Annotated in this window: 26 protein-coding genes; 13 read left to right on the top strand and 13 right to left on the bottom strand. The window is 67.2% G+C overall.

The genetic code is table 11. The features are described 5' to 3' along the window. Positions 1 to 2: 2 nt before the first annotated feature. The 3 genes from A5730_RS19280 to A5730_RS19290 are packed head-to-tail and all read left to right on the top strand — an operon-like array spanning position 3 to position 4,228. Positions 3 to 995, top strand: coding sequence for an enoyl-CoA hydratase/isomerase family protein (locus A5730_RS19280; RefSeq protein WP_067903857.1), 993 nt, complete (start codon positions 3 to 5; stop codon positions 993 to 995). Then, positions 995 to 3,412 (top strand): CoA transferase, encoded by a 2,418-nt coding sequence (locus A5730_RS19285; RefSeq protein WP_231994723.1) that lies wholly within the window; start codon positions 995 to 997, stop codon positions 3,410 to 3,412. The genes A5730_RS19280 and A5730_RS19285 overlap by 1 nt, the downstream gene beginning before the upstream one ends. Positions 3,413 to 3,418: 6 nt before the next feature. Then, the gene (locus A5730_RS19290; protein ID WP_067903860.1) at positions 3,419 to 4,228 is read left to right on the top strand and encodes an SDR family NAD(P)-dependent oxidoreductase; all 810 of its coding nucleotides are present in this window, start codon (positions 3,419 to 3,421) and stop codon (positions 4,226 to 4,228) included. On the opposite strand, the gene A5730_RS19295 is transcribed toward A5730_RS19290, so the two are convergent. The 3 genes from A5730_RS19295 to A5730_RS19305 form a co-directional block, all read right to left on the bottom strand. Beyond that, the gene (locus A5730_RS19295; protein ID WP_067903863.1) at positions 4,225 to 5,055 is read right to left on the bottom strand and encodes an SDR family NAD(P)-dependent oxidoreductase; all 831 of its coding nucleotides are present in this window, start codon (positions 5,053 to 5,055) and stop codon (positions 4,225 to 4,227) included. The two genes, A5730_RS19290 and A5730_RS19295, sit on opposite strands and share 4 nt — an antisense overlap. 11 nt (positions 5,056 to 5,066) lie before the next feature. After that, complete coding sequence (locus tag A5730_RS19300; RefSeq protein WP_067903866.1) at positions 5,067 to 5,915, bottom strand: mycofactocin-coupled SDR family oxidoreductase; 849 nt, start codon at positions 5,913 to 5,915, stop codon at positions 5,067 to 5,069. Positions 5,916 to 6,075: 160 nt separating this feature from the next. Continuing rightward, the gene (locus A5730_RS19305; protein ID WP_055401984.1) at positions 6,076 to 6,726 is read right to left on the bottom strand and encodes a TetR/AcrR family transcriptional regulator; all 651 of its coding nucleotides are present in this window, start codon (positions 6,724 to 6,726) and stop codon (positions 6,076 to 6,078) included. A 242-nt stretch (positions 6,727 to 6,968) separates the two neighbouring features. Between A5730_RS19305 and A5730_RS19310 the strand changes: the two genes are divergently transcribed. After that, complete coding sequence (locus A5730_RS19310) at positions 6,969 to 8,144, top strand: acyl-CoA dehydrogenase family protein (protein WP_067904477.1); 1,176 nt, start codon at positions 6,969 to 6,971, stop codon at positions 8,142 to 8,144. On the opposite strand, the gene A5730_RS19315 is transcribed toward A5730_RS19310, so the two are convergent. The 8 genes from A5730_RS19315 to A5730_RS19350 are packed head-to-tail and all read right to left on the bottom strand — an operon-like array spanning position 8,141 to position 14,132. Next, positions 8,141 to 8,404 (bottom strand): DUF4190 domain-containing protein, encoded by a 264-nt coding sequence (locus A5730_RS19315; protein WP_067903869.1) that lies wholly within the window; start codon positions 8,402 to 8,404, stop codon positions 8,141 to 8,143. The two genes, A5730_RS19310 and A5730_RS19315, sit on opposite strands and share 4 nt — an antisense overlap. A gap of 60 nt (positions 8,405 to 8,464) precedes the next feature. Further along, on the bottom strand, positions 8,465 to 9,223 hold the full coding sequence (locus A5730_RS19320; protein WP_082946919.1) for an acyl-CoA dehydrogenase family protein: 759 nt from the start codon (positions 9,221 to 9,223) through the stop codon (positions 8,465 to 8,467). Positions 9,224 to 9,283: 60 nt separating this feature from the next. After that, positions 9,284 to 10,372, bottom strand: a complete 1,089-nt coding sequence (locus A5730_RS19325; RefSeq protein WP_067903876.1) for an acyl-CoA dehydrogenase family protein — start codon at positions 10,370 to 10,372, stop codon at positions 9,284 to 9,286. Next, on the bottom strand, positions 10,369 to 10,803 hold the full coding sequence (locus A5730_RS19330) for a nuclear transport factor 2 family protein (RefSeq protein WP_067903879.1): 435 nt from the start codon (positions 10,801 to 10,803) through the stop codon (positions 10,369 to 10,371). Before A5730_RS19330 ends, A5730_RS19325 begins: the two co-directional genes overlap by 4 nt. Beyond that, entirely contained in the window at positions 10,775 to 12,007 is a 1,233-nt protein-coding gene (locus tag A5730_RS19335; RefSeq protein ID WP_067903881.1) for an amidohydrolase family protein, read from the bottom strand. Before A5730_RS19335 ends, A5730_RS19330 begins: the two co-directional genes overlap by 29 nt. Before the next feature lie 4 nt (positions 12,008 to 12,011). Further along, positions 12,012 to 12,335 (bottom strand): hypothetical protein, encoded by a 324-nt coding sequence (locus tag A5730_RS19340; RefSeq protein ID WP_067903884.1) that lies wholly within the window; start codon positions 12,333 to 12,335, stop codon positions 12,012 to 12,014. Next, the gene (locus A5730_RS19345) at positions 12,319 to 13,596 is read right to left on the bottom strand and encodes an aromatic ring-hydroxylating dioxygenase subunit alpha (protein WP_067903887.1); all 1,278 of its coding nucleotides are present in this window, start codon (positions 13,594 to 13,596) and stop codon (positions 12,319 to 12,321) included. Before A5730_RS19345 ends, A5730_RS19340 begins: the two co-directional genes overlap by 17 nt. A 14-nt stretch (positions 13,597 to 13,610) precedes the next feature. Beyond that, positions 13,611 to 14,132, bottom strand: a complete 522-nt coding sequence (locus A5730_RS19350; RefSeq protein WP_067903890.1) for a carboxymuconolactone decarboxylase family protein — start codon at positions 14,130 to 14,132, stop codon at positions 13,611 to 13,613. 433 nt (positions 14,133 to 14,565) lie between these two features. Between A5730_RS19350 and A5730_RS19355 the strand changes: the two genes are divergently transcribed. The 9 genes from A5730_RS19355 to A5730_RS19395 all read left to right on the top strand — a co-directional run bounded on the left by A5730_RS19355 (position 14,566) and on the right by A5730_RS19395 (position 22,213). Then, positions 14,566 to 15,864 (top strand): amidohydrolase family protein, encoded by a 1,299-nt coding sequence (locus tag A5730_RS19355; protein WP_067903893.1) that lies wholly within the window; start codon positions 14,566 to 14,568, stop codon positions 15,862 to 15,864. A gap of 112 nt (positions 15,865 to 15,976) precedes the next feature. Then, the gene (locus A5730_RS19360) at positions 15,977 to 17,143 is read left to right on the top strand and encodes an acyl-CoA dehydrogenase family protein (RefSeq protein WP_067903895.1); all 1,167 of its coding nucleotides are present in this window, start codon (positions 15,977 to 15,979) and stop codon (positions 17,141 to 17,143) included. Continuing rightward, on the top strand, positions 17,140 to 17,949 hold the full coding sequence (locus A5730_RS19365) for an enoyl-CoA hydratase/isomerase family protein (RefSeq protein ID WP_067903898.1): 810 nt from the start codon (positions 17,140 to 17,142) through the stop codon (positions 17,947 to 17,949). Before A5730_RS19360 ends, A5730_RS19365 begins: the two co-directional genes overlap by 4 nt. Before the next feature lie 4 nt (positions 17,950 to 17,953). Next, complete coding sequence (locus A5730_RS19370; RefSeq protein ID WP_067903902.1) at positions 17,954 to 19,102, top strand: thiolase family protein; 1,149 nt, start codon at positions 17,954 to 17,956, stop codon at positions 19,100 to 19,102. A 120-nt stretch (positions 19,103 to 19,222) separates the two neighbouring features. Continuing rightward, complete coding sequence (locus tag A5730_RS19375) at positions 19,223 to 19,837, top strand: TetR/AcrR family transcriptional regulator (protein ID WP_067903905.1); 615 nt, start codon at positions 19,223 to 19,225, stop codon at positions 19,835 to 19,837. Beyond that, positions 19,834 to 20,340 (top strand): hypothetical protein, encoded by a 507-nt coding sequence (locus tag A5730_RS19380; protein WP_067903908.1) that lies wholly within the window; start codon positions 19,834 to 19,836, stop codon positions 20,338 to 20,340. The genes A5730_RS19375 and A5730_RS19380 overlap by 4 nt, the downstream gene beginning before the upstream one ends. Positions 20,341 to 20,453: 113 nt before the next feature. Further along, positions 20,454 to 21,725, top strand: a complete 1,272-nt coding sequence (locus A5730_RS19385) for a cytochrome P450 (protein WP_067903910.1) — start codon at positions 20,454 to 20,456, stop codon at positions 21,723 to 21,725. Continuing rightward, positions 21,722 to 21,910 carry a ferredoxin gene (locus A5730_RS19390; protein WP_067903913.1) on the top strand — a complete coding sequence of 63 codons (189 nt, stop codon included), beginning with the start codon at positions 21,722 to 21,724 and terminating at the stop codon, positions 21,908 to 21,910. The genes A5730_RS19385 and A5730_RS19390 overlap by 4 nt, the downstream gene beginning before the upstream one ends. 69 nt (positions 21,911 to 21,979) lie before the next feature. Further along, positions 21,980 to 22,213, top strand: coding sequence for a DUF1330 domain-containing protein (locus A5730_RS19395; RefSeq protein WP_231633779.1), 234 nt, complete (start codon positions 21,980 to 21,982; stop codon positions 22,211 to 22,213). 5 nt (positions 22,214 to 22,218) lie between these two features. On the opposite strand, the gene A5730_RS19400 is transcribed toward A5730_RS19395, so the two are convergent. Both A5730_RS19400 and A5730_RS19405 read right to left on the bottom strand, forming a co-directional pair. Further along, positions 22,219 to 22,419: a ferredoxin gene (locus tag A5730_RS19400; protein ID WP_067903916.1), complete on the bottom strand. Its 201-nt coding sequence runs from the start codon at positions 22,417 to 22,419 to the stop codon at positions 22,219 to 22,221. A gap of 10 nt (positions 22,420 to 22,429) precedes the next feature. Next, complete coding sequence (locus A5730_RS19405) at positions 22,430 to 23,635, bottom strand: cytochrome P450 (RefSeq protein ID WP_067903919.1); 1,206 nt, start codon at positions 23,633 to 23,635, stop codon at positions 22,430 to 22,432. Between the last annotated feature and the right edge of the window lie 56 nt (positions 23,636 to 23,691).

Below are 23,691 nucleotides of genomic sequence, written 5' to 3' on the forward strand. Positions count from 1 at the left end.
CCATGACCGGCAAGTCCCCACCCGGGCCCGAGGAGATCGTCAAATATCACAAGGATGCCGAAACCCGAATCGCCACAATCACGTTCGATCGGCCCGGCCAGCTCAACGCGCCCACCATCGCCGCCCGGCTGCGCTACGCCGACCTGTTGCACCGCGCGTCCATCGACGACGAGGTCAAGGTGCTGGTGGTCCGCGGGGCCGGCGATGACCTCGGCTCGGGTGCGGACCTCACCGAGGAAATGGCGGCGCAGAACTCGGAGGATCCGAGTGACCGGCTCGCCGAATACCGGGTCGGCGGCGACGAGGTCAGCTTTCCCCCCGAGGGCTCGTTTCGGCGCGGCGCGACCCTGGGCCAGTGGTACGCCAACCCGAACTCGGGCATCCGCGGCCTGCAGGACTTCAAGAAGATCAGCATCCTCGAGGCCAAGGGTTACTGCTACGGCTGGCACTTCTACCAGGCGGCCGACGCGGATCTGGTGATCTCCAGCGAGGACGCGCTGTTCGGGCATCCCTCGTTCCGGTATTACGGCTGGGGGCCACGAATGTGGTGGTGGGCGCAGACCATGGGGATCCGGAAGTTCCAGGAGATGGTCTTCACCGGAAGGGCTTTCACCGCCGCGGAGATGTACGACTGCAACTTCCTCAACAGCGTGGTGCCGAGAGAGGAGCTCGAGGCGGAGGTGCAACGCTATGCGCTGGCGTGCGCGCGCAACCGCCCCACCGACACGGTGTTCATGCAGAAGGTCTTCTTCGAGATCATGAAACAGTTCCAGGGCGAGTACATGGGCAGCATGTTGAGCGGGTTCTTCGAGTCGATGGGCGGCGTCGTCCGCCCCGACGGTGACGACTTCATGCTCCCCGACGCCGTCGACCGGGGTCTGGGCGCGGCGGTGAAAGACAACGACGACAAGTTCCCGCCGGAATGGCGCTTGAGCAAGAAGGGACGCAAGAACGGGGAAGCCAAGAAGGAGCACGGCCGAAAGCGGAAGCGGTAGTGGGGGAATCCACCGTCGAATTAGCGCTGGCCGGCTACACCGTGGTCGAACTGTCCACCGGAATAGCGGGCGCCTATTGCACCAAGTTGCTTGCCGACGGCGGGGCGGATGTCGTCAAAGTCGAGCCGCCAGAGGGTGATCCGCTGCGCCGCTGGTCCGCGTCGGGGGCCGTGATACCACCCGGCGGCGACGGGGCGTTGTTCAGCTTTCTGGCCGGGTCGAAGCGCAGCGTCGTTGCGGATCCGGCGGTCGCCGCCGACGTCGCGCTGGTCGACGCGCTGCTGGCCGCCGCGGACGCGGTGGTGTGGTCCGGCGGCTCGAAAGTCGCCGAGCACCCGGACTTCACGCCCGCGGCGCTGCACCGCCGTCATCCCCACCTCACCGTCCTGTCGATCACCGCCTTCGGGCTGGAGGGGCCGTGGCGCGGCCGGACGGCCACCGAATTCACCCTGCAGGCATGGTCGGGCGGCATCGTCGGCCTCGGGCGCGGCGAATCGGACCGCGCCCCGGTGTTCGTGGGCGGCCAGGTCGGGGACTACTTGGCCGGGGCGTATGCGAGCGCGGCCATGCTCGCATCGCGCTACGGCCGGGCCGGCGGCGCCCCCGGCGAACTGCTCGACCTGTCGATGCTGGAAACCCAGATCCTGTGCCTGACCTATTACCCCGTCACCTATTTCGAGATGCTCGGGCGGCCCTGGCGAGACGCGCGGCGCGTCACCGTTCCGGGCGTGGCACGCGCCAAGGACGGGCTGGTGGATGTCGGCTGCGGGACCGCGCAGCAGTGGTTCGACCTGTGCGCGATGGTCGGCCACCCCGAGTGGATCGACGAGGATTCGGAACTGACCATCACCGAGCGCGCCACGCTGAACGCCGACGAGATCTACGCATGGTTCGAAAGCAACACGGTCGACGAGATCCGGGAACTCGCAACGGCCTTCCGGATTCCGAACGCACCGGTCGCCAACGGCGCCAACGTCGCCTCGCTCGACCACTTCCGCGAACGCGGCTCGTTCGTGCCGGACCCGTGCGGCCGCTTTCAGCAACCGGGCCATCCCTACCGGTTGAGCCCCGCGCGGTTGCGCCCGCCGCAACCGGCCCCACGCCTGGGCGAACACACGGCGCATTACCGCGCGGCCGACCTGGCTCCCCGCCCCTTGCCGGTCGGGTCCGCAAATCGGCTGCCCCTGAACGGGATTCGCGTCCTCGACATGACGACCTTTTGGGCCGGTCCCTGCTGCACCCACCTGTTGGCGATGCTGGGCGCGGAAGTCATCCATCTGGAGTCCACCCGCCGTCCCGACGGGACGCGACTGATCGCCGGCGTGCCCGTCACCGAAAACCAGTGGTGGGAAAGGTCGCCGATCTTCGCGGCGCTCAACACCAACAAGAAAGGGCTCACGCTGGACCTGCACAGCCAGCGCGGCCGGGAGCTATTGCGCCGGCTCATCGCGACCTGCGACGTGCTGGTGGAGAACTTCACCCCCCGCGTGCTCGACCAGCTCGGCCTCGATTTCGCGGCGGTTCGACGGATCAAGCCCGACATCGTGATGGCGCGGATGCCCGGCTTCGGCCTGCAGGGCCCGTGGCGCGACAACCCGGCATTCGCCTACGTCATCGAGGCGGCGGCCGGGCTGACCTGGCTCACCGGATATCCCGACCGCACACCGTACGACCCCTACTCGATCGGCGACCCCAACGCCGGCCTGCACGCCGCGAACGCGCTGCTGCTGGCGCTCGAACACCGGCGCCGCACCGGGCAGGGCGTGTTCGTCGAAGCGGCGATGGTCGACGCCGCGCTCAGCATCGCCGCCGAGCAGATCATCGAGCACTCCGCTTACGGGGCGCTGCTGGAACGCGCGGGCAACCGAGGTCCCACGGCGGCGCCGCAAAACCTCTACCGCAGCGCCGACGTCGACGAATTCGGGCGGCTCGACAGCTGGGTGGCCGTGGCGGTGTGCACCGACAAGCAGTGGGGCGGTTTGTGCGTGGCGATCGGATCCCCCTCGTGGGCAACGGATCCCAAGCTGGCCACCGCAAGCGGGCGCAGGGAGCACCACGACCTCATCGACGCGCGGATGGCCGCGTGGTGTGAGCGGCGCGGCGCGGACGATATCGTCGCGACCCTGTGGGACGCCGGCGTTCCGGTCGCCAAGGTCATGCAACCCCACCGCCAGGCGGAACTCACTCAGCTGACCTTCCGGGGCTTCTTCGAGGAAGTCGACCACCCGGTGAACGGTCCGGCTAGGCTCAGCACCGTGCCGATGAGGTCGTCCGCCGGGCCGTCGAAGTTCCACCACCAGCACGCGCCGCTGCTGGGGCAACACAACCATGAGTTGCTGGCCGAGCTGGGATTGAGCGACGCGGAAATCGCCGACCTGGAAGCCGGCGGCGTCATCGGCCGCGCACCGGCGATGTGACCGACGATGGCGATCGATCCCTCGAACATCCTGCTCACCGGCCGCGTGGCGGTGGTGACCGGCGGCGGCGCGGGCATCGGCCGCGGGGTCGCGGCCGGGTTGGCGGCCTTCGGCGCCTCGGTGGCCATTTGGGAGCGTGACCCGCGCACCTGCGCGCAGGCCGCGGAATCCATTGGTGCCCTGGGTATTCCGACCGACGTGCGCGACAGCGCCCAGGTCGACGACGCGTTGCGGCGCACGACCGCCGAGCTTGGCACGCCGACGATCCTGGTCAACAACGCCGGAGGGGTGTTCGCGTCGCCGCTGTTGGAAACCACCGAGAACGGTTGGGATGCGCTCTATCGGGCCAATCTGCGCCACGTGCTGCTGTGCACGCAGCGCGTCGCGCGGGCGATGGTGTCGGCGGGCCAGGGCGGCAGCGTCATCTCGGTGACGTCGATCGAGGGCGTGCGCGCCGCCCCCGGCTATGCGGCGTATGCGGCGGCCAAGGCCGGGGTCATCAACTACACCCAGACCGCGGCGCTGGAGCTGGCGCCCCACGGCATCCGGGTCAACGCGATCGCGCCCGATATCACACTCACCGAGGGGCTGGCGCAGCTCGGCGGCGAAGCGGCGCTGGCCCGGGTCGGCCACGTCGTGCCGCTGGGGCGCCCCGGTCATGTCGACGAAATCGCCGGTGTCGCGGTGTTTCTGGCGTCCCGAATGTCGGCCTACCTGACCGGGCAGACCTTGCACGTCGACGGCGGCACGCACGCGGCGAGCGGTTGGTATCACGATCCGGCGACGGGCGACTACCGGCTCGGCCCGTCGGGCTAGTGGGCCCACCCCTCGGCGGCCTGCTCTTCGAAAGAGCGGTCGATGCGCTCGAACCTGCGGCGGATCGAGGCGCGGGCGGCTTCGTGCGGCAGCACGTACAGGCGATTGGCCAGAATCGCGTCGGCCGTCAACCGGGCGACGTCGCCCACGCCGACGCCCTCGTCCTGCGTCGGCAGGGTCCCGCCGGCCGCTTCCGGCGAAGAGCTCATCCCGTAGTCCGCGCCCATGATCCGCTCCGAGTTGGAGACCAGCTTGGTCTCCACGACCATCGGGCACAGCACCGATACGCCGATTCCGGCGTCCTTGACCTCACGGGCGAGCGTCTCCGCCAGCCCGACCACGCCGTATTTGGCGACGCCATAGGCCCCGAGGCCGGCGTTGGGCACCAGGCCGGCGAAGGACGCGGTGAAGGCGATGTGTCCGCCGGTGCCTTGTTCGAGCAGCCGCGGCACGAACGCCTCGACGGCATGGATGGAGCCCCACAGGTCGATGTCGATCACCCAGCGCCAGTCGTCGTGGGTCATCTGCGCGATCGGACCCGCGACCACGATGCCGGCGTTGCTGAAGACGACGTCGACGCTGCCCAGCAGGCGGAAGGCCTCGTCCGCCAGGTGAACCACCTCGTCGAGCTGCCGGACGTCGCACACCACGCCGTGCGCGTCGAATCCCTGGGCGCTCAGGTGGTTTACCGCCTGCTCCAGGCCGGGTTGATCGACATCGGCGAGCACCACGCGGGCCCCCCGGCGGACGAACTCGGTGGCCGTGGCCAGACCGATACCACTCGCACCGCCGGTGACGACCGTTCCGCGACCTTCGAATCCGTCCATGGGACGGCACTCTATTTCAGGCAGCTACCGGCATCGATGGGCAGGGTCACTCCGGTGATGTAGCGGGATTCGTCCGAGGCGAAGAACAGCACCGCATTGCTGACGTCGATCGGCTCCACCCACGGGATCGGCATGGTGTGGAAAAGCTGACAGATCGGCGCCATGTCGTCGGGTCCCGGGTTCTCCAGATCCGGGCGGAACATCTTGAAGGTGCCCTCGTTGTGCAGCATCGGCGTCTTGACGTGGGTCGGATGCACCGAGTTGACCCGAATCATGTGCTGGCCCAACTCGACTCCGAAGGCCCGCATCAACCCGACGACACCGTGCTTGGCGGCGACGTAGTGTCCGGTGTGGGGGTAGGCCTTCAGCCCACCGACCGAACTGGTCAGGATGATGGAGCCGCCGCGGCCGCCCGACTTCAGGTGCGGCACACCGGCTTTCACGGTCTTCCAGACACCAGCCAGGTTGATGTCGATCATCTCCGTCCAGTCTTCTTCGCTCGTCTGGTCCAGGGTGTCACCGCCGTTACCGATTCCGGCGTTGGCCACGATGATGTCGAGCCGCCCGAGTTGTTCGACGCCGCTGTCCACCGCGGCCTTCAGCGCGGTGTAGTCGCGCACGTCGACCTCGGCGGTGAAGATCCGCCGGTTGTGCCCCTTGACCAGGTCGGCGGTCTCGGCGAGGTCTTCGGGCGTGGACGCCGGGATCGCGGTGTCGGTGACGCCGTCGCGGATGGGCTTGCAGATGTCGATCGCGATGATGTCGGCACCCTCTTGCGCCAACCGCACCGCGTGGCTGCGGCCCTGTCCGCGCGCGGCTCCGGTGACGAAAGCGACTTTGCCCTCAACACGTCCGGTCATGGCTACCTCAACTCCTGACTACTTGTCGCACGCCTCGGCGCCGGCCCTGTCGCGGTGTCAACGACGAATCCGTTTTGGCTATCTGTGATTCTAAATATTAGAGAATCTGATTCTCGGCAGCAAATGGCGTGCGCTATGTGATCAGTGGAGCGGGGACGCGTTAGCCGACGAAGCCGCGCGAGCAGAAATCCCACACCTCGTCGCTGGTGATGGGATGGATGGTCGCGTCGTCGGAGCCGCCGCTGGACTGGGCGATGAACATGACGGTCTGCATGGTCATCGCGGCCACGCGCTTCGCGTTGACGCCCTTGCGCAGCTTGCCGGCGTCGTAGGCCGCTTCCATCAGTTCGGTCAGCAAAGCCAACAGCGGGGCGTGCGCCACCTTGACCTCGGCGGGATGCGTAACCAGCAACCGCGGTGCGAAGTCGGTGAACAGCGGCCGCTTGGCCGTCGGATCTGGGCGGGAGGCCTCATAGAGGAGCTGGACGGCGACCTTCAGCCGCTCCAGGGGATCGGCCTGGCTCTCCGTGGCGGCACGAATCTGGTCGGCGGACCGGCTCAGCGCGTCTTCGAACAGCGCCAGCAACAGCTCGTGCTTGCCGTCGAACTGCAGGTAGAAGCTGCGCAGCGACTGACGCGACCGGTCGACGACTTCCTGGACGGTAAAGTCCGTGGAGCCCTTCTCGATGATGATGGCCTGCGCGGCGTCGAGGAAGCGCTGAACACGCTGCGCGGCGCGCAGTTTCGCCGTTTTGATGGACCTCTCGACGGCGCGCTGCTTCCAGGCCGGCTCTTCGCTCGGACTGGTCACGGCCGACTCACCTGATTGCCGCGAGGGGAGAACATGATTGGACTCTACCGGAGAACGCCGTGACATCGCTGCGCTCGACCCCCTCACGGATCATGTGTCTGAGATTGTAACTTTCTCGTCACGAGAATACTATTCTCTTAGACGTGTGTTTGGAAGCGTAATCATAAGAGCGAACCGCGCCGTCGGCGGAAATCATGATCTACCGACGCAGCGGACTGCTCACGACCGTTGCGGGGAGTTCCGTGCAGCTCGCCTTTGACGCCGACGTGGAGGCGTTCCGCTCCGAATTCGTCGACTTCCTGAACGCGCATCTGCCCTCCGAGGCCGAGGCGTTCGAACGGCCCCGCTCCAGTTCGCACGTCCCGGAGTGGGCCCGGCGCTGGCAACGACTGCTGTTCGACAGCGGGTGGCTGCTGCCGGGCAACCCGCCCGAGTTCGGCGGGCGCAACGCCACGTTGTTGCAGCAGTACGTGTACTTGGAGGAGCTGGGGCGCCGGCGCATCTATCAAAGCTTCAATCCGCAAGGCGTGGGCATCATCGCGGCCTCGTTGTTGTCCTTCGGGACCCCCGAGCAACAGCGGGAGTGGGCGGTGCCGATTCTGCGGGCCGACATCACCGCGTCGCTGGGGATGAGTGAACCCGGAGCGGGTTCGGACCTCGCGTCGCTCAAAACACGGGCGGTGCTCGACGGCGATCACTTCGTCGTCAACGGGCAGAAGGTCTGGACGTCGGGCGCCCACGATGCCGACGTGCTGCTGACGTTCGTGCGGACCGACCCAAAGGCGCCGAAACACAAGGGAATCAGCGTGCTACTGATCCCGACGGACACGCCCGGTGTGGTGCGCCGACCGTTCGCCTCGATGTGCGACAGCAACGAAATCGACTTCAACGAGGTGTTTTTCACCGACGCGCGGGTGCCGGTCGGGAATCTGGTGGGCGAGCTCAACGGGGGCTGGCGCGTGGCCACCGGCTCCCTCGGACACGAACGCGTGATGCTGTGGATGGGGTACGTCGACCTGTTGCACGAGTTGAGCATCGATTACCGGCCGTCCGGTTCGCTGGAGCGGGACCGCTACGCCACCCTGGTGATGGACGCCTACGCGCTGCGATTGCTGGGGTCGGCGGAACTGTCCCGGGCCGCGCGTGGGGAAGAGGACGTACCGGCCCAGTCGGTGCTCAAGCTGCTGGGTTCCGAGGCGCTGCAACGGGCGTCGCAGGATGCGCTGGACTCCGCGGGCGCCGACGGGCTCGTCTACCGCGCGGTGACGGCCCCCTTCGCCCCGCTGAACCTTGACAGTCACTACCGCAGCTGGTTCGACCGCTACGCGCGCAGCTTCGCCGCGACGATCGCCGGCGGCACGTCGGAGATTCAGCGGAACATCATCGCCGAGCGGGTGCTCGGGTTGCCACGGAACTAACGGGCGTCCACCCAGGCGTAGTAACCGATCGCGACGATCCCGGCCGCGATCGACACCGCCCCTAACACCATGCCCGCCAACGCGGTTCGCGCGTTCGTGGCCTCGCCCCGCTGCGCGCGCCGGCCGGCGACGTCTCCGGTGATCACCGCCGCTATGCCGAACGGCACGCCGAGCAGCATCCAGCAGGTCAGCAGCGCGACCACGCCGACGAGCAGCGCAGCGACGCCCATCTCGTTTCGTGGTGCGTCGGGCTGGCTCATCGGGTCCCATCTTCTCGGCGGCCAGACGCAGTCTACGCGCAGCTTTGCGGTCCCGTTCGGCTAGAGCTGGGCCAACCGCGGGGCGGACCCGTTATCCAGCAACGCCTTTCCCGCCTCGCGGGTCAGTTCGCGCGCGCTACCCAGCAACCCGTCCAGGATCAGCGACCGTTTGACGTGGTGGTGCAGCGGATGCTCGGCGGTGAAGCCGATCCCGCCGAGCACCTGCTGGCAGTGCCGGGCGGTGGTCAGCGCGGCCTGGCCGGCGGCGGCCTTGGCCAGCAGCGAGGCCAGGCCATCGTGGTCTCGGGACTGCGCGGCGACGTGCAGGGTCGCTTCGGCGCCCTCGATCGCGACGAGCGTCTCGGCCAGCCGGTGCCGGATCGCCTGGAACGAGCTGATGTGCCGCCCGAACTGGACGCGATCGAGGGCATGGCGGCGTGCCAGGGACAGCATGGCCCGGCTCGTGCCCAGCAACCACCAGCCCAGCGCGCGCCGCCCCGCGTCCAGCGCGGCCGGCGGCAGCGAATCGCCCCGCCGGGCGCGACGTAGCGGCAGCGACTCGTCGACCGCGGAGCCGACGGCATCGCCGCGTTCCCAGATCACCCAGGAGCCGCCGGCGAAGGGCAGCGGCGGGGCGCCCCCCGGCGCCCCGCCCGTCGCCCGCAGCACGACGTCGTTGAGCACCGGGGCGTGCGCGCCCGTCTCGCCGAGCAGCCGGAACACCAAAGGGACGGCGGCATCGGACATTTCGTCCAGCATGTCGTGCCAGCCCAGTTCTTTCAGCGCCGCGTCGAGCTTGGCCCCGGATGCGGCGGCCATCGTCGTGCGCAGCGAACCTTCCAGCAGGCGCAGCGACTCGGGATCCGTCGACTCCACGGTTCACTCCTTCCCGAGGTCGAGCAGCCGGCGCGCGATGATGTTGCGCTGGATCTCCGCGGTGCCGCCGTAGATGGTCGCGGCGCGCGAGTACAGGTACTCCGACCGCCACGGCGTGTCGTCCAGCTCGAGCGCGCCGGGCAGCAGGTCGCGGACGGTGTCGTAGAGGCGCTGCTCGGCGCCGGCCAGCAGCACCTTGTCGATGGACGTGTCCGGCCCCAGCCGCGCACCGGCGCGCAGCCGGTGCTGGGTGTCGCGGGACCGGCAGCGCAATGTGTGCAGCGCTAAATAGGCTGCGCCAAGGCTGGATTCGTCGGTGTCGGATGCCTGCGCGATGAGTTCGTCGAACCGGGAGTACAGGTAGGCGATGCGCTGCCAGAAGCAGGTGGACCGCTCATAGGGGAGCAGGTCCATCGCGAGTTTCCAGCCGTCGCCGGGCCGGCCGAGCATCCGGCCGGACGGGATCACCACGTCGTCGTAGTACACCTCGCAGAACTCGTCCACGCCGTGCATCGTCCGCAGCGGCCGGACCGTGATGCCCGGGGTGTCGAGGTCGACGAAGAACGCGGTGATGCCGTCGTGGCCGGGCGCGGTGCGGGTGAGCAGGATGCAGCGCGTCGAGAATTGCGCGAAGCTGGTCCACACCTTCTGCCCGCTGACGATCCAGTTGTCGCCTTGCTGCGTGGCGCGGGTGGTCAGCGAGGCGAGGTCGCTGCCCGATCCCGGCTCGGAAAAGCCCTGGCACCAATGTTCTTCGCCGCTGAGCAGCCGCGGCACCATCTCGGCGGCGAGCTCGGCCGGGGCGTAGTCGATCATCGTGGGTGCGAGCACCTCGAGCATCGAATAGGGCCCGGGTTCGGCGAGTCGGCGACCGACCACCTCTTCGCCGACGATCGCGCGCAGCACCGCGGGACCGCCCAGCCCGCCCACTTCCGTGGGCCAGCCGTAGCGCATCCAGTCGGCGTCGTAGAGCGCGCGACTGACCCTGGCGAACTGCCGCATGTGGCCGTGCAGCGAGTGATCCGCCCCGGGCGTCAGGTCGTTGTCGTCGAGCCACGCGCACAAACCCGCGCGGAACTCCTCGACATTCACGGTGTGGGACGGCCGACGGCGTGCGGGCGCCCGGAGTCGTGCACGCCGCTGCGCCGGATGAACGTCATGGCACGGGTTTTCAGCCGCCAGCCGTCGGTGGTGCGGGCGTAGGTGTCGCGGTAGTAGCCGATCCGCATGTCATGCGTGGCGTGGTCGATGAAGCACAACGGCTGGGTCCCGCTCGCGGAATCGCCGTCGATGTTTTCCACCAAGGCGGTTCCGGTGAGGAACAACCCTTTTGGAGCCGCCGCCACCAGCTCGGGGAACCTGTCCAACTTATACGTGGAGCCGAATGCGCTGTAGGTTCCGTCCGGGGTGAAGACGTCGATGAGCCCGTCGATGTCTTCCTGGGTGATGGTGACCGCGTAGCGGGCCAGCAGCTGCTGAATCTCGACCAGGTCGTCAGTTCGAGTTGGCTGATTTGTCGACATAGACCTTGCCGCCTTTCATGACAAAGCTCACGTTCTGGGTAACGGTGATGTCTTCCAACGGGTTTCCCGGCACCGCAATGATGTCGGCGAGCTGGCCCGTCGCGAGCCGTCCGCGGTCGGTCGAGTTGATCAGCTCGGCCGCGGTCACCGTCGCCGCCCGCAACACCGCCAACGGCGGCAGCCCCCAATTGACCAGGGTGACCAGCTCGTCGGCGTTGCGGCCGTGCGGGATCGCGGGCGCGTCGGTCCCGACCGCGATCTTCACGCCGGCTTCGTAGGCAGCCAGTATGGACGTCCGCGCCTTGGGGAACATCTCGGCGGCCTTGGCCTGCAACGCCGGCGGCGCGTGCGAGACGTCCATCGCGTCTCCGTCGGCCAGGCGCCGCGTACTCACCAGGAAGGTGCCGTGCTCGACCAACGACGCGATCGCGTCGTCGTCGATCAAGAAGCCGTGCTCGATGCAGTCGATGCCGGCGTCGACGGCGTGCATGACCGCCTCCGCGCCGTGCGTGTGCGCGGCCACCCGCAGGCCACGGCGGTGCGCCTCGTCGACGATCGCGCGCAGCTCCTCATCCGAATAGTGTTGCGCGCCGGGCGGTCCGGTCAGCGACATCACGCCGCCCGAGCAGCAGACCTTGATCAGCTCGGCGCCGTGTTTGATCTGGTAGCGCACGGCCTTGCGAATCTCGTCGACCCCGTTGGCGATGCCTTCCTCGACCGTCAGCTCCAGCGCGTGGGGCGCGAACGCCGCGAACATCGTCGGGTCCAGGTGGCCGCCGGTGGGAGTGATCGCATGCCCGGCCGGCACCACCCGCGGGCCGTCGATCCAGCCCGCGTCAATGGCCCTGCCCAGCGCGACATCCAACAGGTACCCACCGGTCTTGACGAACAGGCCCAGGTTGCGCACGGTGGTGAATCCGGCGCGCAGCGTGCGCCGCGCGTTGCCGACCGCGCGCAACACCCGCGTCGGCGGGTCATCCTGAACCTGTGAGAGCCCGGGCTTTTCGCCGCGACCCCCCATCAGCAGGTTGACCTCCATGTCCATCAACCCGGGCAGGAGGATCTGGTCGCCGAGGTCAAGGACGTCGCCGTCGGGATCGCCCCCGACGCCGACGATCCGGTCGCCCTCGACCTGCACCACGCCGGGCCGCAGGATCTCGCCGGCGTCGACGTCCAGCAGTCCCGCGGCCTTGAGTGTCAGCACCTTTTTAGATCACCGGTTCCTTGATGCACTCCACCCAGGCCGCGCCGCTGTCGGGCACCCGCGCTTGTTTCCACGCCTCGATCGGAAACGACACCATGACAAGCGACTGCATCATGTGCATGAGCGTCTGTGCGTCCTCGGGCAGATCGTCTAGTGGGTACTTGTCACAGTAGGCGATCACGTCGTCCAGCCGCGGGAATGCCGCGTCGTAGAACGCCTGCATTTCGGCCATCGTCGAGGCCAGCCGCTTGGCGTAGCGCTCGGGTTCGGTGGCCAGGTCCCAGTCCAAATAGGGTTCGAGATCGGCGAATTCAGACGGAAGCGCCATTGCGCTGGTACTCCTTTACATAGTCACCGGTCGTCTTGTGCAGATGGCGGATCAAGACTTCCTGATCGCACAGCAGGAACTCTTTGACGGCCCGGGTACCGATCATGGTCTGGGTGGCTTCCAGCGTGTTGGCGTCCTGCAGCGCGTATTCCTTGAAGGTCACGGCGGCCAACTCCTGGGCCAGGCGCTCCCGCGCGTTGCGTGGTGGGACGAAGTACAGCGTGCACTCGAAGATGTGCTTGTCCACCGCGGTCGGCCAGTAGTGGTAGGTGAGGAACCAGCCCGGCTCCCAGATCAACAGCATGAAGTTCGGGTAGAAGAGCCACGAGTCGATGCCCCATTGCGGCACCCGCTTCACGTTGACACCCGGTGGAAGCTCCAGCTTTTCGATGATCTCCGGCTTGTCCCACGGTCCGAACAAGCCGCTGCGCAACACCTGGTCCATCGGCTTGACCATGGACATGTCCGTCGGCGGTGCCTGGCCACCCCACGTCGACTGCAGGTTGTGCGGGCCGGCCACCTCGTAGTGCAGCGCCTCGTAGCCGTACTTCTGGATCTTGGCGGCTTCTTCCTTGGTGTACTGCCCCTGGTGCAGGATCGGCGCGTGGTAGAACTCGACGAACGCGTCGATGAACAGCTTCCAGTTGCTGCCGACCTCGGCCCGGTAGGAGTAGGTCTCCGTCATCTCCCCGAAGGGGTAACCCTCGATGCTCTTGGCCAGCGGCCCGAGGTAGTCGATCAGCGGCGCCGCGTTGTCGTCGAAGTTGATGAAGATGAAGCCTTCCCACACCTCGCAGCGGACGGGCGCCAGGCCGTAATCGGCCTTGTCGAGGTTGAAGAACTCTTCTTCCTGCTGGACGAAGGTCAGGTCGCCGTCGAGGCTGTACCGCCAGGCGTGGTACTTGCAGGTGAACTGGCGGCAGGTGCCGGAGGTCTCCTCGTTGGGGAAGTCGTTCCACACCAACTTGTTTCCGCGGTGGCGGCAGACGTTGTGGAACGCCTTGACGGCCCCCTCCTTGGTCTTGACGATGATCACCGATGTGCCCTTGCCGGCAGACGGCAGTTCTCTGGTGAAGTAGCTGCCGGCGCGCGGCAGGCGGTTGACCCGGCCAACATTGAGCCAGGTCTTCCTGAAGACCGCCTCGCGCTCGGCCTCGAAGAACGCCGGATCGATCGAGTCGGTGTAGTCGACCGGTGCGGTCCCGAGTTCGGGATAATTTTCTGTCCAGCTGCCGGCGGCCGGCTTCGGGAAGTGGGGCAACGTTCTTACCTCTCTTATCGTTGCTGATCGGCTTGTTCGAGCTGCACGCCAAAAGTGTTGAAGGCCATGGCCAGCGCGGCATAGCAGCCGACCGTGAATACGAAGTCCATCCGCTGCTGGTCGTCCAGGCGTTGGCCGAGCGCGAACCATGTCTCGTCGGAAAGCTGCGATTTCTCCTCGAGCTCGTCGACGACGTCGATCACCGCGCGCTCGAACTCGTCGGCGGCCTCGCCCCGTCTCACCGCGGCGATCTCGTCGTCGGTGATTCCCTCGTCCTTGGCCATGCGGACGTGGTGCGACCACTCGTAGGCGCAGTCGCGGCGATGCGCGACCCGCAGGATGGCCAGTTCGCGGATCCGCGGGGGCAGCGTGGACGAGGTCAACAGGTGAACGTTGAACCGCAGAAACGCCTTGGCCAGCGCCGGGTGGTGGGCCAGGGTGCTGAGCGCGTTGTTGGACTCCGCGTTGCGCATCGCCGAGAGCGCCTTATGGGTGGCGTCGTCCCACTGATCAGCCGGCAGCGGCGGCAACCGCATCCGCGCTCTCCTCTCGCCATCCTCCCGGCCACCTCTCGGTCAAGGAGAATCGTATTCTCATTTCCAACCAATAGAGTTGCATGAATCGCGCGGCCGGTCAATGCCGCCGGTCGGGGGCCGGTCCGGGGGCGGATGCCGGGCGCGCCGGCGACGGTCGCGGCGCGCTTTTTGCAGCGCAAACGGCGGCGAACGGACCGCGTTACCCCGACCCGCTGCGGCCACCCCGGCCCGGCGCCGCTTCGGGCCGGCCAAATTAGTGGCGGGTTCCGCCGCTGGTCAGACGACGAACGCCGGTCGTGGTGTCCGCTGGATGTTGATTCTCGCCTGACGAGAAGATAGTTTTCATTTTAGTGATCTTGGCACGGGACAGCGATTCGCCGAGGCCGCGTGGGAGCGGAATCGAACAGACGGACCCGATGGAAGGGCAACGGCCATGAACAAAGAAGACATGATGCTGATCAGCGTGGACGACCACACCGTCGAGCCGCCGGACATGTTCAAGAACCACCTGTCGAAGAAGTACATCGACGACGCGCCGCGGCTGGTGCACAACGCCGACGGCTCGGACATGTGGAAGTTCCGCGACACGGTCATCCCGAACGTTGCGCTGAACGCGGTCGCCGGTCGGCCCAAGGAGGAGTATGGCATCGAGCCGACGGGGCTCGACGAGATCCGACCGGGTTGCTACAACGTCGACGAGCGCGTCAAGGACATGAACGCCGGCGGCATCCTGGCCTCGATCTGTTTCCCGTCCTTCCCGGGCTTCGCCGGGCGGCTGTTCGCCACCGACGACCCGGAGTTCTCGATCGCGCTGGTGCAGGCCTACAACGACTGGCACATCGACGAGTGGTGCGGGGCGTACCCGGCCCGGTTCATCCCCATGGCGATCCCGGTGATCTGGGACGCAGAGGCCTGCGCGGCCGAGGTGCGCCGGGTGTCGAAGAAGGGCGTGCACGCGCTGACCTTCACCGAAAACCCCGCCGCGATGGGCTATCCCAGCTTCCACGACGAGTACTGGAACCCGCTGTGGAAAGCGTTGGTGGACACCAACACCGTGATGAACGTGCACATCGGGTCCTCGGGGCGGCTGGCCATCACCGCGCCGGACGCGCCGATGGACGTGATGATCACGCTGCAGCCGATGAACATCGTGCAGGCCGCCGCCGACCTGCTGTGGTCGCGGCCGATCAAGGAATATCCGGACCTCAAGATCGCGCTGTCCGAGGGCGGAACCGGCTGGATCCCTTACTTCCTGGAGCGGGCGGACCGGACCTACGAGATGCACTCCGCCTGGACCCACCAGAACTTCGGCGGCAAGCTGCCCAGCGAGGTTTTCCGCGACCACTTCCTGACCTGCTTCATCAGCGACAAGGTCGGCGTCGCGCTGCGCAACATGATCGGCATCGACAACATCTGCTGGGAAGCCGACTACCCGCACAGCGACTCGATGTGGCCGGGTGCGCCCGAAGAGCTGTGGGACGTGTTGTCCCTCAACAACGTTCCCGACGACGAGATCAACAAGATGACCTACGAGAACGCCATGCGGTGGTACTCGTTCGACCCGTTCACGCACATCTCGCGCGAACAGGCGACCGTCGGCGCCCTGCGCAAGGCCGCCGAGGGACACGACGTGTCCATCAAGGCGAAGGGCCACGACAAGGACTCCCGAGGCGGCTCGTCCTTCGCGGAGTTCGCGGCCAACGCGAAGGCCCTCACCGGCAACAAGGACTAAGGTCGCCGGTCCCGCGAGCAGACGCAAACTCGCATAACTCCGGTGGCGACTATGCGAATTTGCGTCTGCTCGCGCTGAACGAAGAGGAGAGCCAGCAGTGCCCGGCGCCGGAATGAACTTCGAGCTGACCGATGACCAGGAGCTGATCCGCCGGTCGGTCGCCGAGCTGGCGAGCAAGTTCGACGACCAGTACTGGATGGAAAAAGACTCCGCGCACGAGTTCCCCACCGAGTTCTATAAGGCCATCGCCGACGGCGGTTGGCTGGGCATGACGATTCCCACCGAATACGGCGGTCACGGCCTCGGGATCACCGAGGCCACCATCCTGCTCGAGGAGGTCGCCAAATCCGGCGGCGCCATGAACGCCGCCAGCTCGATTCACCTGTCCATCTTCGGCATGCAACCGGTGGTGGTGCACGGCTCCGACGAGCTCAAGGCCCGCACACTGCCCAAGGTCGCCACCGGTGAGGTGCACGTGTGCTTCGGCGTCACCGAGCCCGGCGCGGGGCTCGACACGTCGCGGATCACCACCTTCGCCAAACGCGACGGCGATCGCTACATCGTCAACGGCCGCAAGGTCTGGATCTCCAAAGCGATGGAGTCGGACAAGATCCTGTTGCTCACCCGCACCCAGAGCTACGACGAGGTCACCAAGAAGACGGACGGGATGACCTTGTTCATCACCGATCTCGACCGCAGCCGGGTCGACGTTCGGCCCATCCGCAAGATGGGTCGCAACGCCGTCAGCTCCAACGAGTTGTTCATCGACAACCTCGAAGTACCCGTCGAGGATCGAATCGGCGAGGAGGGCAAGGGTTTTCAATACATCCTGGACGGCCTGAATCCGGAGCGCATGCTGATCGCCGCCGAGGCGCTCGGCATCGGTCGGGTGGCGCTGGACAAGGCGGTGAAATACGGCAACGAGCGCGAGGTTTTCGGCCGGCCCATCGGCATGAACCAGGGCCTGCAGTTCCCGCTCGCCGACTCGCTGGCACGGCTCGACGCCGCCGAGCTGATGCTGCGCAAGGCCACCTGGCTGTATGACAACGGCAAACCCTGTGGGCGCGAGGCGAATACGGCGAAATATCTGTGCGCCGACGCGGGCTTCACAGCCGCGGACCGGGCGTTGCAAACCCATGGCGGCATGGGCTACGCGGAGGAGTACCACATCACCCGGTACTTCCGCGAGGCCAGGCTGATGAAGATCGCGCCGGTCAGTCAGGAGATGATCCTCAATTTCCTGGGATCCAACGTCCTGAAATTGCCGAGGAGCTATTGAGCGCGACCGAGGGGGCCGTGCTGCTGTCAGAGGACCGCGACGGGGTACGCACGCTCACCCTCAACCGGCCGCGTCGTAAGAACGCGATCAACCCCGAGCTGTGGGTCGCGTTGCGCGACGCCCTGCACGCCGCCGGGCACGACCGCACCGTGCACGCGCTGGTAATCGCCGGGGCCGGCGGCAGTTTCTGCTCGGGCGCCGACATCTCGGTTCCCGACGACACCCATCCGAACTACAAGCTGCAGCGCCTGACCGACGTGGCGCTGGCCCTGCACGAGCTGGCCATCCCCACGGTCGCCAAGGTGACCGGAGTGGCCGTCGGCGCGGGATGGAACCTCGCGCTCGGCTGTGACTTCGTCGTCGCCACACCGGAATCGACGTTCTGCCAGATCTTTTCCAAGCGGGGCCTGTCGATCGACCTCGGCGGTTCCTGGCTGTTGCCCAAACTCGTTGGCCTGCAGCAGGCCAAGCGGCTCGCGCTGCTCGCCGAGACGATCGACGCCGGGGAGGCCCACGCCCTGAACCTGGTGACGTGGGTGGTGCCGGGCGAGCAGATCGACGGCTTCGTCGACGACCTCGCGGGCCGCCTGGCGGCCGGACCCCCGATCGCGCTGGCCCACACCAAGGCCCTGCTGAACGAGGGCGCGCACGGCACCATGCGCGACGCGCTGGCCAACGAGGCCCGAGCGCAGGTCGGCAATTTCGCGACGGCGGACGCGGCCGCGGCGTATGCCGCCTTCGCCGCACGGCGGGAGCCGTCGTTTACTGGCCGGTGGACGCTATCGAAATCCAAGGATGCGGAGTAGGGACATGCGGGAAACAGTCATCGTCGAAGCCGTGCGCACCGCGGTGGGGAAGCGCAACGGCGGCCTGTCCGGGGTGCACCCCGCCGACCTGTCCGCCGTCGTCCTCAACGAACTGCTGGAACGCGCCGGGGTCGGCCCGGAGATCGTCGACGACGTGGTCTGGGGTTGTGTGTCTCAGGTCGGCGACCAGTCCAGCAACATCGGCCGCTACGCGGTCCTGGCCGCCGGCTGGCCGGAGACCATCCCGGGGACCACCGTCAACCGCGCGTGCGGGTCCAGCCAGCAGGCGCTCGACTTCGCCGTGCAGGCGGTGATGTCGGGCCAGCAGGACGTCGTCGTCGCCGGGGGCGTCGAGGTGATGAGCCGGGTTCCCCTCGGTTCGGCCCGGGCGACCGGCATGCCGTACGGCCCGAAGGTCCTCGCCCGCTACGACGACTTCTCGTTCAACCAGGGGCTGTCGGCGGAGATGATCGCCAAGAAGTGGGGATTCTCCCGCACCCGGCTCGACGAGTACTCCACCCAGTCGCACGAGCGGGCCGCCGCGGCCCAGGACGCGGGCGCGTTCACCGATCAGATCGTTCCGGTGTTCACCGACGACGAAACAATCGTTGCCGCCGACGAGGGCGTGCGGCGGGGCACAACGGTCGACAAGCTCGCCGGACTCAAGCCGGCGTTCACCGAGGACGGCGTGATCCACGCGGGCAACTCCTCGCAGATCTCCGACGGCGCGGCCGCGCTGCTGGTGACGACGGCGGAGATGGCGGTGGAACTGGGGCTCACCCCGCTGGTGCGGTACCTGGCCGGCGCGGTGACCGGGGCGGATCCGGTGCTGATGCTCACCGGGCCGATCCCGGCGACCGAGAAGGTGCTGAAGAAGGCCGGCGTGCCGCTGGCCGAGGTGGGCGTGTTCGAGGTGAACGAGGCCTTCGCGCCGGTGCCGCTGGCGTGGATCGCCGAGACCGCGGCGGACCCCACCCTGGTCAACCCGCTCGGCGGTGCCATCGCGCTGGGGCACCCGCTCGGCGCGTCCGGGGCGGTGCTGATGACCCGGATGGCGCACCACATGCGCGCGAACGGGATCCGCTACGGGCTGCAGACCATGTGCGAGGGCGGCGGCACCGCCAACGCCACCCTGGTCGAACTCGTGGGCTAGCCCCGGCGAGGCCCCACCGCGAGAAAACCGTCCCCTGGGTGACCCTTGTCACAGCGGCCCAACTAACCTACTGTTTGTTCACTAGGTTGGTTCAGTCCTCCAGTCGGTCAAAGGAGTCCGGTGCCAGACGCACGGCCATACGACACGTTGCTCGCCAAGGGCGAGGACCGTAAGCTGCGGATCCTCGACGTCGCGCAACGGCTGCTCACCCGCAACGGCTGGCGCAGCACCACCCTCGCCCAAATCGCCGGCGAGGCCGGGGTCACCCCCGCGGGCCTGCTGCATCACTTCGAATCCAAAGAGCAGCTGCTGCACGCCGTCCTCGATGCCCGCGACCTCGACGACGACCTGCACGCCGACCGGACCGGCGATCTGTTCGCCCAGATCGCCCAGGTCGCGGACCGGTTCAACCGGGCACCCGAACTGGTCGGGACGTTCACGGTGCTGCTCGTCGAAAACATCCTTCCCGACGCCCCGCTGCACGACCGGATGCTGGCCCGGCATCGCGCGGCGACCGACATCGTCGCCGACCTCATCCGCCGTGGGCAGGCGGATGGCCGGTACCGCACGGACATAGCCCCCGCCGTCAAGGCGGTGGAGATTCTCGCCTTCGTCCACGGAATGGAAACCACATGGTTGCTCGATCCATCGATACCGCTAACCGAGGCGTTCAAGCAGTACGCCGAGACACTGGCGCGGGACTTCGCCCCGCAGACGAGCCGCGCGGGGACATGAGGTACCGGCTCGACGTGGTCGCGGCGACCGTCGTCGACGTCGTCCGCTTCGCCGGCGGCTGGCTCTTCGACCGGTCGATGGCGGGATGGGACGTCAGCGTCCTCGTCGCCGACCACCCGGACGACCGGCCGCTGCAGATCCTGGGCGCCCGGGTGGTAGACCTCGAAGACGCCCTGGCGGCGGCGCAATCACGTCCCCGTCCGCAGGCCCTGGCGGCCGCGGCGGACCTGTTCGGGTGCGATTCGCGCGTGCGCCGAGGGGTGTTGCAGGCCCTCGATCACGGCGTCACCGAGGTCACGCTGTGGGGGGAGAACTGGCCGGCCGAGCTCGACGACAGCGTCGGCCTGGTGCAGCACCGGCTGAGCATGGCCGCCCGCACATTCAAGGCCCAGGCCCTGGCCGCCGCCGCGCTTGGGCAGGTCTCCATCGGCCATGTCGAGACGTTCCGCAGTGGGCTGCTGGCGTGGCCGTCGGTCGCGGCGGATCTGGTTCCCGCCAGCTGACACCGCCGTCTCACGCGCCGACCCCCCTCGTTGACGACCACCTTGCCATGTGGAAATGTAATACTCATCTGCGAGAGGCGCGTTCTCACTAGCCGAGATTCGAGGAGCGGGAGATGGCGAGCGAATTCTCCGAGTTGGACTTCTTCCGCGGCAGCGAGCTCATCGAGGACCCGTACCCCTACTACGAGGCGCTGCGCGCGCGGTGCCCCGTCACCCGGGAGAGCCATCACGACGTCACGATGATCACCGGCTGGGACGAGGCGTGCGCGGTGCTCAACGACGCCGAGACGTGGTCCTCCTGCATCTCGGTGACCGGCCCGTTCCCCGGCTTTCCGGTGCCGCTGGTGGGTGACGACATCACCGAGCTGATCGAGAAACACCGCGACGAGCTGCCGTTCAGCGACCAGCTGCCCACCCTCGACCCGCCGACCCACACCAACCACCGCTCGCTACTGATGCGGTTGATCACGCCCAAGCGCCTCAAGGAGAACGAGGACGCCATGTGGGTGCTCGCCGACCAAGTGCTCGACACGTTCCTGGCACCCGGCCACGGCGACTGGATCAAGGGCTTCGCCGGCCCGTTCACGCTGCTGGTCATCGCGGACCTGCTCGGCGTGCCCGAGGAGGATCGCGACAAGTTCGTCAAGGGCATCCGCGACCACTCGGGTGGCGGCGTCGGGGGCACCAAGGGCTCGCTGGCGCACAGCCCGCTGGAATTCCTCTACGGCCTCTTTTCCGACTACGTCCGCGACCGCCGGCGCGAGCCGCGTGAGGACGTGCTGACCGGTCTGGCCACCGCCACCTACCCGGATGGCTCGACCCCGGAGGTCGAAGACGTGGCCCGGGTTGCCAGCAACGTGTTCTCGGCCGGCCAGGAGACCACCGTGCGGCTGCTGGGCGCGGCCTTGCAGACGCTCGGGGAGCGGCCCGACATCCAGGCGCAGTTGCGCAAGGACCGCAGCCTGATCCCCAACTTCATCGAGGAGTCGTTGCGGCACGAGAGCCCGGTCAAGGGCGACTTCCGATTGAATCGGGTGCCCGCCAACGTCGGTGGCGTCGACCTGCCCGCCGGCACCACCGTGATGGTCGTGCAGGCGGCCGCCAACCGTGATCCCCGCCGCTTCGAAGACCCGACCACCTTCGACCCGGCCCGCAAGAACGCCCGTCAGCACATCTCGTTCGGGCGCGGTATCCACAGCTGCCCGGGCGCGCCGCTGGCCCGCGCCGAAACCCGGGTGGCGATCGAGCGCCTGCTTGACCGGACGTCCGACATCAGGATCAACGAGAAGGTCCACGGGCCGGCGAATGACCGCCGGTACCAATACGTTCCGACCTACATCCTGCGCGGGCTGACCGAGCTGCACCTGGAGTTCACCCCGGCATGAAAGTCACAGTCGACGACCAGCGCTGCCGCGGCCATGGCGTCTGCACGACGCTGTGCCCCGAGGTTTTCAGCCTCACTGACGATGGTTACGCCGAGGCGATAGCGTCAGACGTCCCAACGGAATTCGAGGCGGCCACCCAGGAGGCCATCGAGTGCTGTCCCGAGCAGGCCATCTGCAAAATCTAATCCAGTCAAGGAGATTCAGTGGCGAAAGGGTACGTCATCCTCACGGAGGCCATCAAGGACCCGGAGGGCATGAAGGCCTATGGCAAGGCCGCCGGTTCGGCGATGGCCGGTGCCACCATTCTGGCGGTGGACACCGCGCCCAAAGTGATCGAGGGCACTTGGCACGGCGACCAGACCGTCGTGCTGGAATTCGAGTCGGTGGACGCCGCGCGCGCCTGGTACGAGTCCGAGGGGTATCAAAAGGCGGCAAAACTGCGGCAGGCGGCGGCCGACTGCAACGCCGTCATCCTCTCCGGTTTTTGAGCGTCCTACTCACCGACGATCGAGATGGCCTGCCGAGGGCACTGACGCACGGCCTCGCGCACGTCATGTTCGTTTTCCGGCGTGACCTCTTCCTGCAGCACGCTCAGCATGTCGTCGTCGCCGAGCAGGAAGATCTCCGGATTGATGCCCATGCAGACGCCGTTGCTCTCGCAGAGTCCCCAATCGACTTCGATTTTCTTCGTCACGGCAACCCCCTTAACGAAGTATCTTGACGGGCACGTTCTTCCAGCCCGCGACGTTTTGCATGGTTACCCGTTGGCAGCCCGCCCAGTCCACCTCGTAGCGCGGCATGAAGTCGAGGAGCCGCTCGAGCGCGATCCTGCTTTCCATGCGGGCCAGCGCCGCCCCGAGGCAGCTGTGAATCCCGTAACCGAGCCCGAGGTGCTGGGCCTCGGTCTGGTCACGCTCGATGTCGAAGGTGTCGGCGTCGGTGAAGGCCTCCGGATCGCGGTTCGCCGCGGCGCCGCACAGAAACACCGGCTTGCCCGGGGGAATCACCCCACCGCTGACGTGTGCCTCCTTGAGCGTGTAGCGGACGTTGTACTGCACCGGTCCCTCGTAGCGCAGCAGCTCTTCCACCGCGCCGGGGATCTTGTCGCGATCCTCCTGTAGCTTCTGCCACTGCTCGGGGTGACGGGCGAAGATCACCGCCGCGTTGCCGAGCAGTTTGGTGACGGTCTCGGCGCCCGCGCCGCCGAGAAGGGTTGCGAACCCGCAGATTTCGATGTCGTCGAGCTTGCGCAGCTGCCCGTCTTCGCCCGGGACCTCGGCCGCGATCAGCCGGCTGATCATGTCGTCCTGCGGCTCCTGGCGCCGCTCCTGCACCAGTCCGAAGTAGTACATCGCGGTGTCGATGTTGGCCTGCATGCCGGCTTCGCTGATCTCGATCTGGCCCGGCTCGTGGGACAGGCTGGTGTCGATCCAGTGGCGCACCTGCTGGCGGTACTCCTCGGGCACCCCCGCCATCCGGGTGATGACCTCAACCGGGAACGGTCCCGAGAAATCCTGCACGACATCGAAGTTGTCGGGGTCGGCGGCGCCAAGGTATTTGTCGATCACCTCGATGACGGTCTCGCGCTGCGATTGGATCGCCCGCGGGGTGAACGCCTTGTTGAGCAGGCTGCGCATGTGGCGGTGCTCGGGCGGATCCATGAAGATGATCGATTTCTGCTCGGGCGAGATGCCCTTGCGCACCATCGCCAGGTCGCAGCCGCGCGCCGAGGAGTACGTCTCGAAGTCCTTGAACGCCGCCGCGACGTCCACGTGGCGGGTCAGCGCGTAGAAGTCCTCTTTCTCGTCGTAATACAGCGGCGCGTCCTCCCGCATGCGGCGGTAAATGTCGAACGGGTTGTTGTAGTAGTCCTCGGAGTACGGATCGAAGACGACCTTCGGTTTTGTCACTGAATCTCTCCTCAGCGGCGAGGGCGGGCTGAAACCGTTACAGCGGAGTGGTTGAC

It is taken from the genome of Mycobacterium sp. ACS4054 (assembly GCF_001667275.1).
GTDB lineage: Bacteria > Actinomycetota > Actinomycetes > Mycobacteriales > Mycobacteriaceae > Mycobacterium.

What these genes read in the sequence shown, in the direction of transcription:
- A5730_RS19370 (WP_067903902.1), top strand. Translation starts at nt 17,954, where the DNA reads ATGCGGGAAACAGTCATCGTCGAAGCCGTGCGCACCGCGGTGGGGAAG.
- A5730_RS19280 (WP_067903857.1), top strand. Translation starts at nt 3, where the DNA reads ATGACCGGCAAGTCCCCACCCGGGCCCGAGGAGATCGTCAAATATCAC.
- A5730_RS19360 (WP_067903895.1), top strand. Translation starts at nt 15,977, where the DNA reads ATGAACTTCGAGCTGACCGATGACCAGGAGCTGATCCGCCGGTCGGTC.
- A5730_RS19295 (WP_067903863.1), bottom strand. Translation starts at nt 5,055, where the DNA reads ATGGACGGATTCGAAGGTCGCGGAACGGTCGTCACCGGCGGTGCGAGT.
- A5730_RS19355 (WP_067903893.1), top strand. Translation starts at nt 14,566, where the DNA reads ATGAACAAAGAAGACATGATGCTGATCAGCGTGGACGACCACACCGTC.
- A5730_RS19330 (WP_067903879.1), bottom strand. Translation starts at nt 10,803, where the DNA reads ATGTCGACAAATCAGCCAACTCGAACTGACGACCTGGTCGAGATTCAG.
- A5730_RS19315 (WP_067903869.1), bottom strand. Translation starts at nt 8,404, where the DNA reads ATGAGCCAGCCCGACGCACCACGAAACGAGATGGGCGTCGCTGCGCTG.
- A5730_RS19350 (WP_067903890.1), bottom strand. Translation starts at nt 14,132, where the DNA reads ATGCGGTTGCCGCCGCTGCCGGCTGATCAGTGGGACGACGCCACCCAT.
- A5730_RS19300 (WP_067903866.1), bottom strand. Translation starts at nt 5,915, where the DNA reads ATGACCGGACGTGTTGAGGGCAAAGTCGCTTTCGTCACCGGAGCCGCG.
- A5730_RS19380 (WP_067903908.1), top strand. Translation starts at nt 19,834, where the DNA reads ATGAGGTACCGGCTCGACGTGGTCGCGGCGACCGTCGTCGACGTCGTC.
- A5730_RS19395 (WP_231633779.1), top strand. Translation starts at nt 21,980, where the DNA reads ATGAAGGCCTATGGCAAGGCCGCCGGTTCGGCGATGGCCGGTGCCACC.
- A5730_RS19340 (WP_067903884.1), bottom strand. Translation starts at nt 12,335, where the DNA reads ATGGCGCTTCCGTCTGAATTCGCCGATCTCGAACCCTATTTGGACTGG.
- A5730_RS19290 (WP_067903860.1), top strand. Translation starts at nt 3,419, where the DNA reads ATGGCGATCGATCCCTCGAACATCCTGCTCACCGGCCGCGTGGCGGTG.
- A5730_RS19390 (WP_067903913.1), top strand. Translation starts at nt 21,722, where the DNA reads ATGAAAGTCACAGTCGACGACCAGCGCTGCCGCGGCCATGGCGTCTGC.
- A5730_RS19320 (WP_082946919.1), bottom strand. Translation starts at nt 9,223, where the DNA reads ATGGCCGCCGCATCCGGGGCCAAGCTCGACGCGGCGCTGAAAGAACTG.
- A5730_RS19385 (WP_067903910.1), top strand. Translation starts at nt 20,454, where the DNA reads ATGGCGAGCGAATTCTCCGAGTTGGACTTCTTCCGCGGCAGCGAGCTC.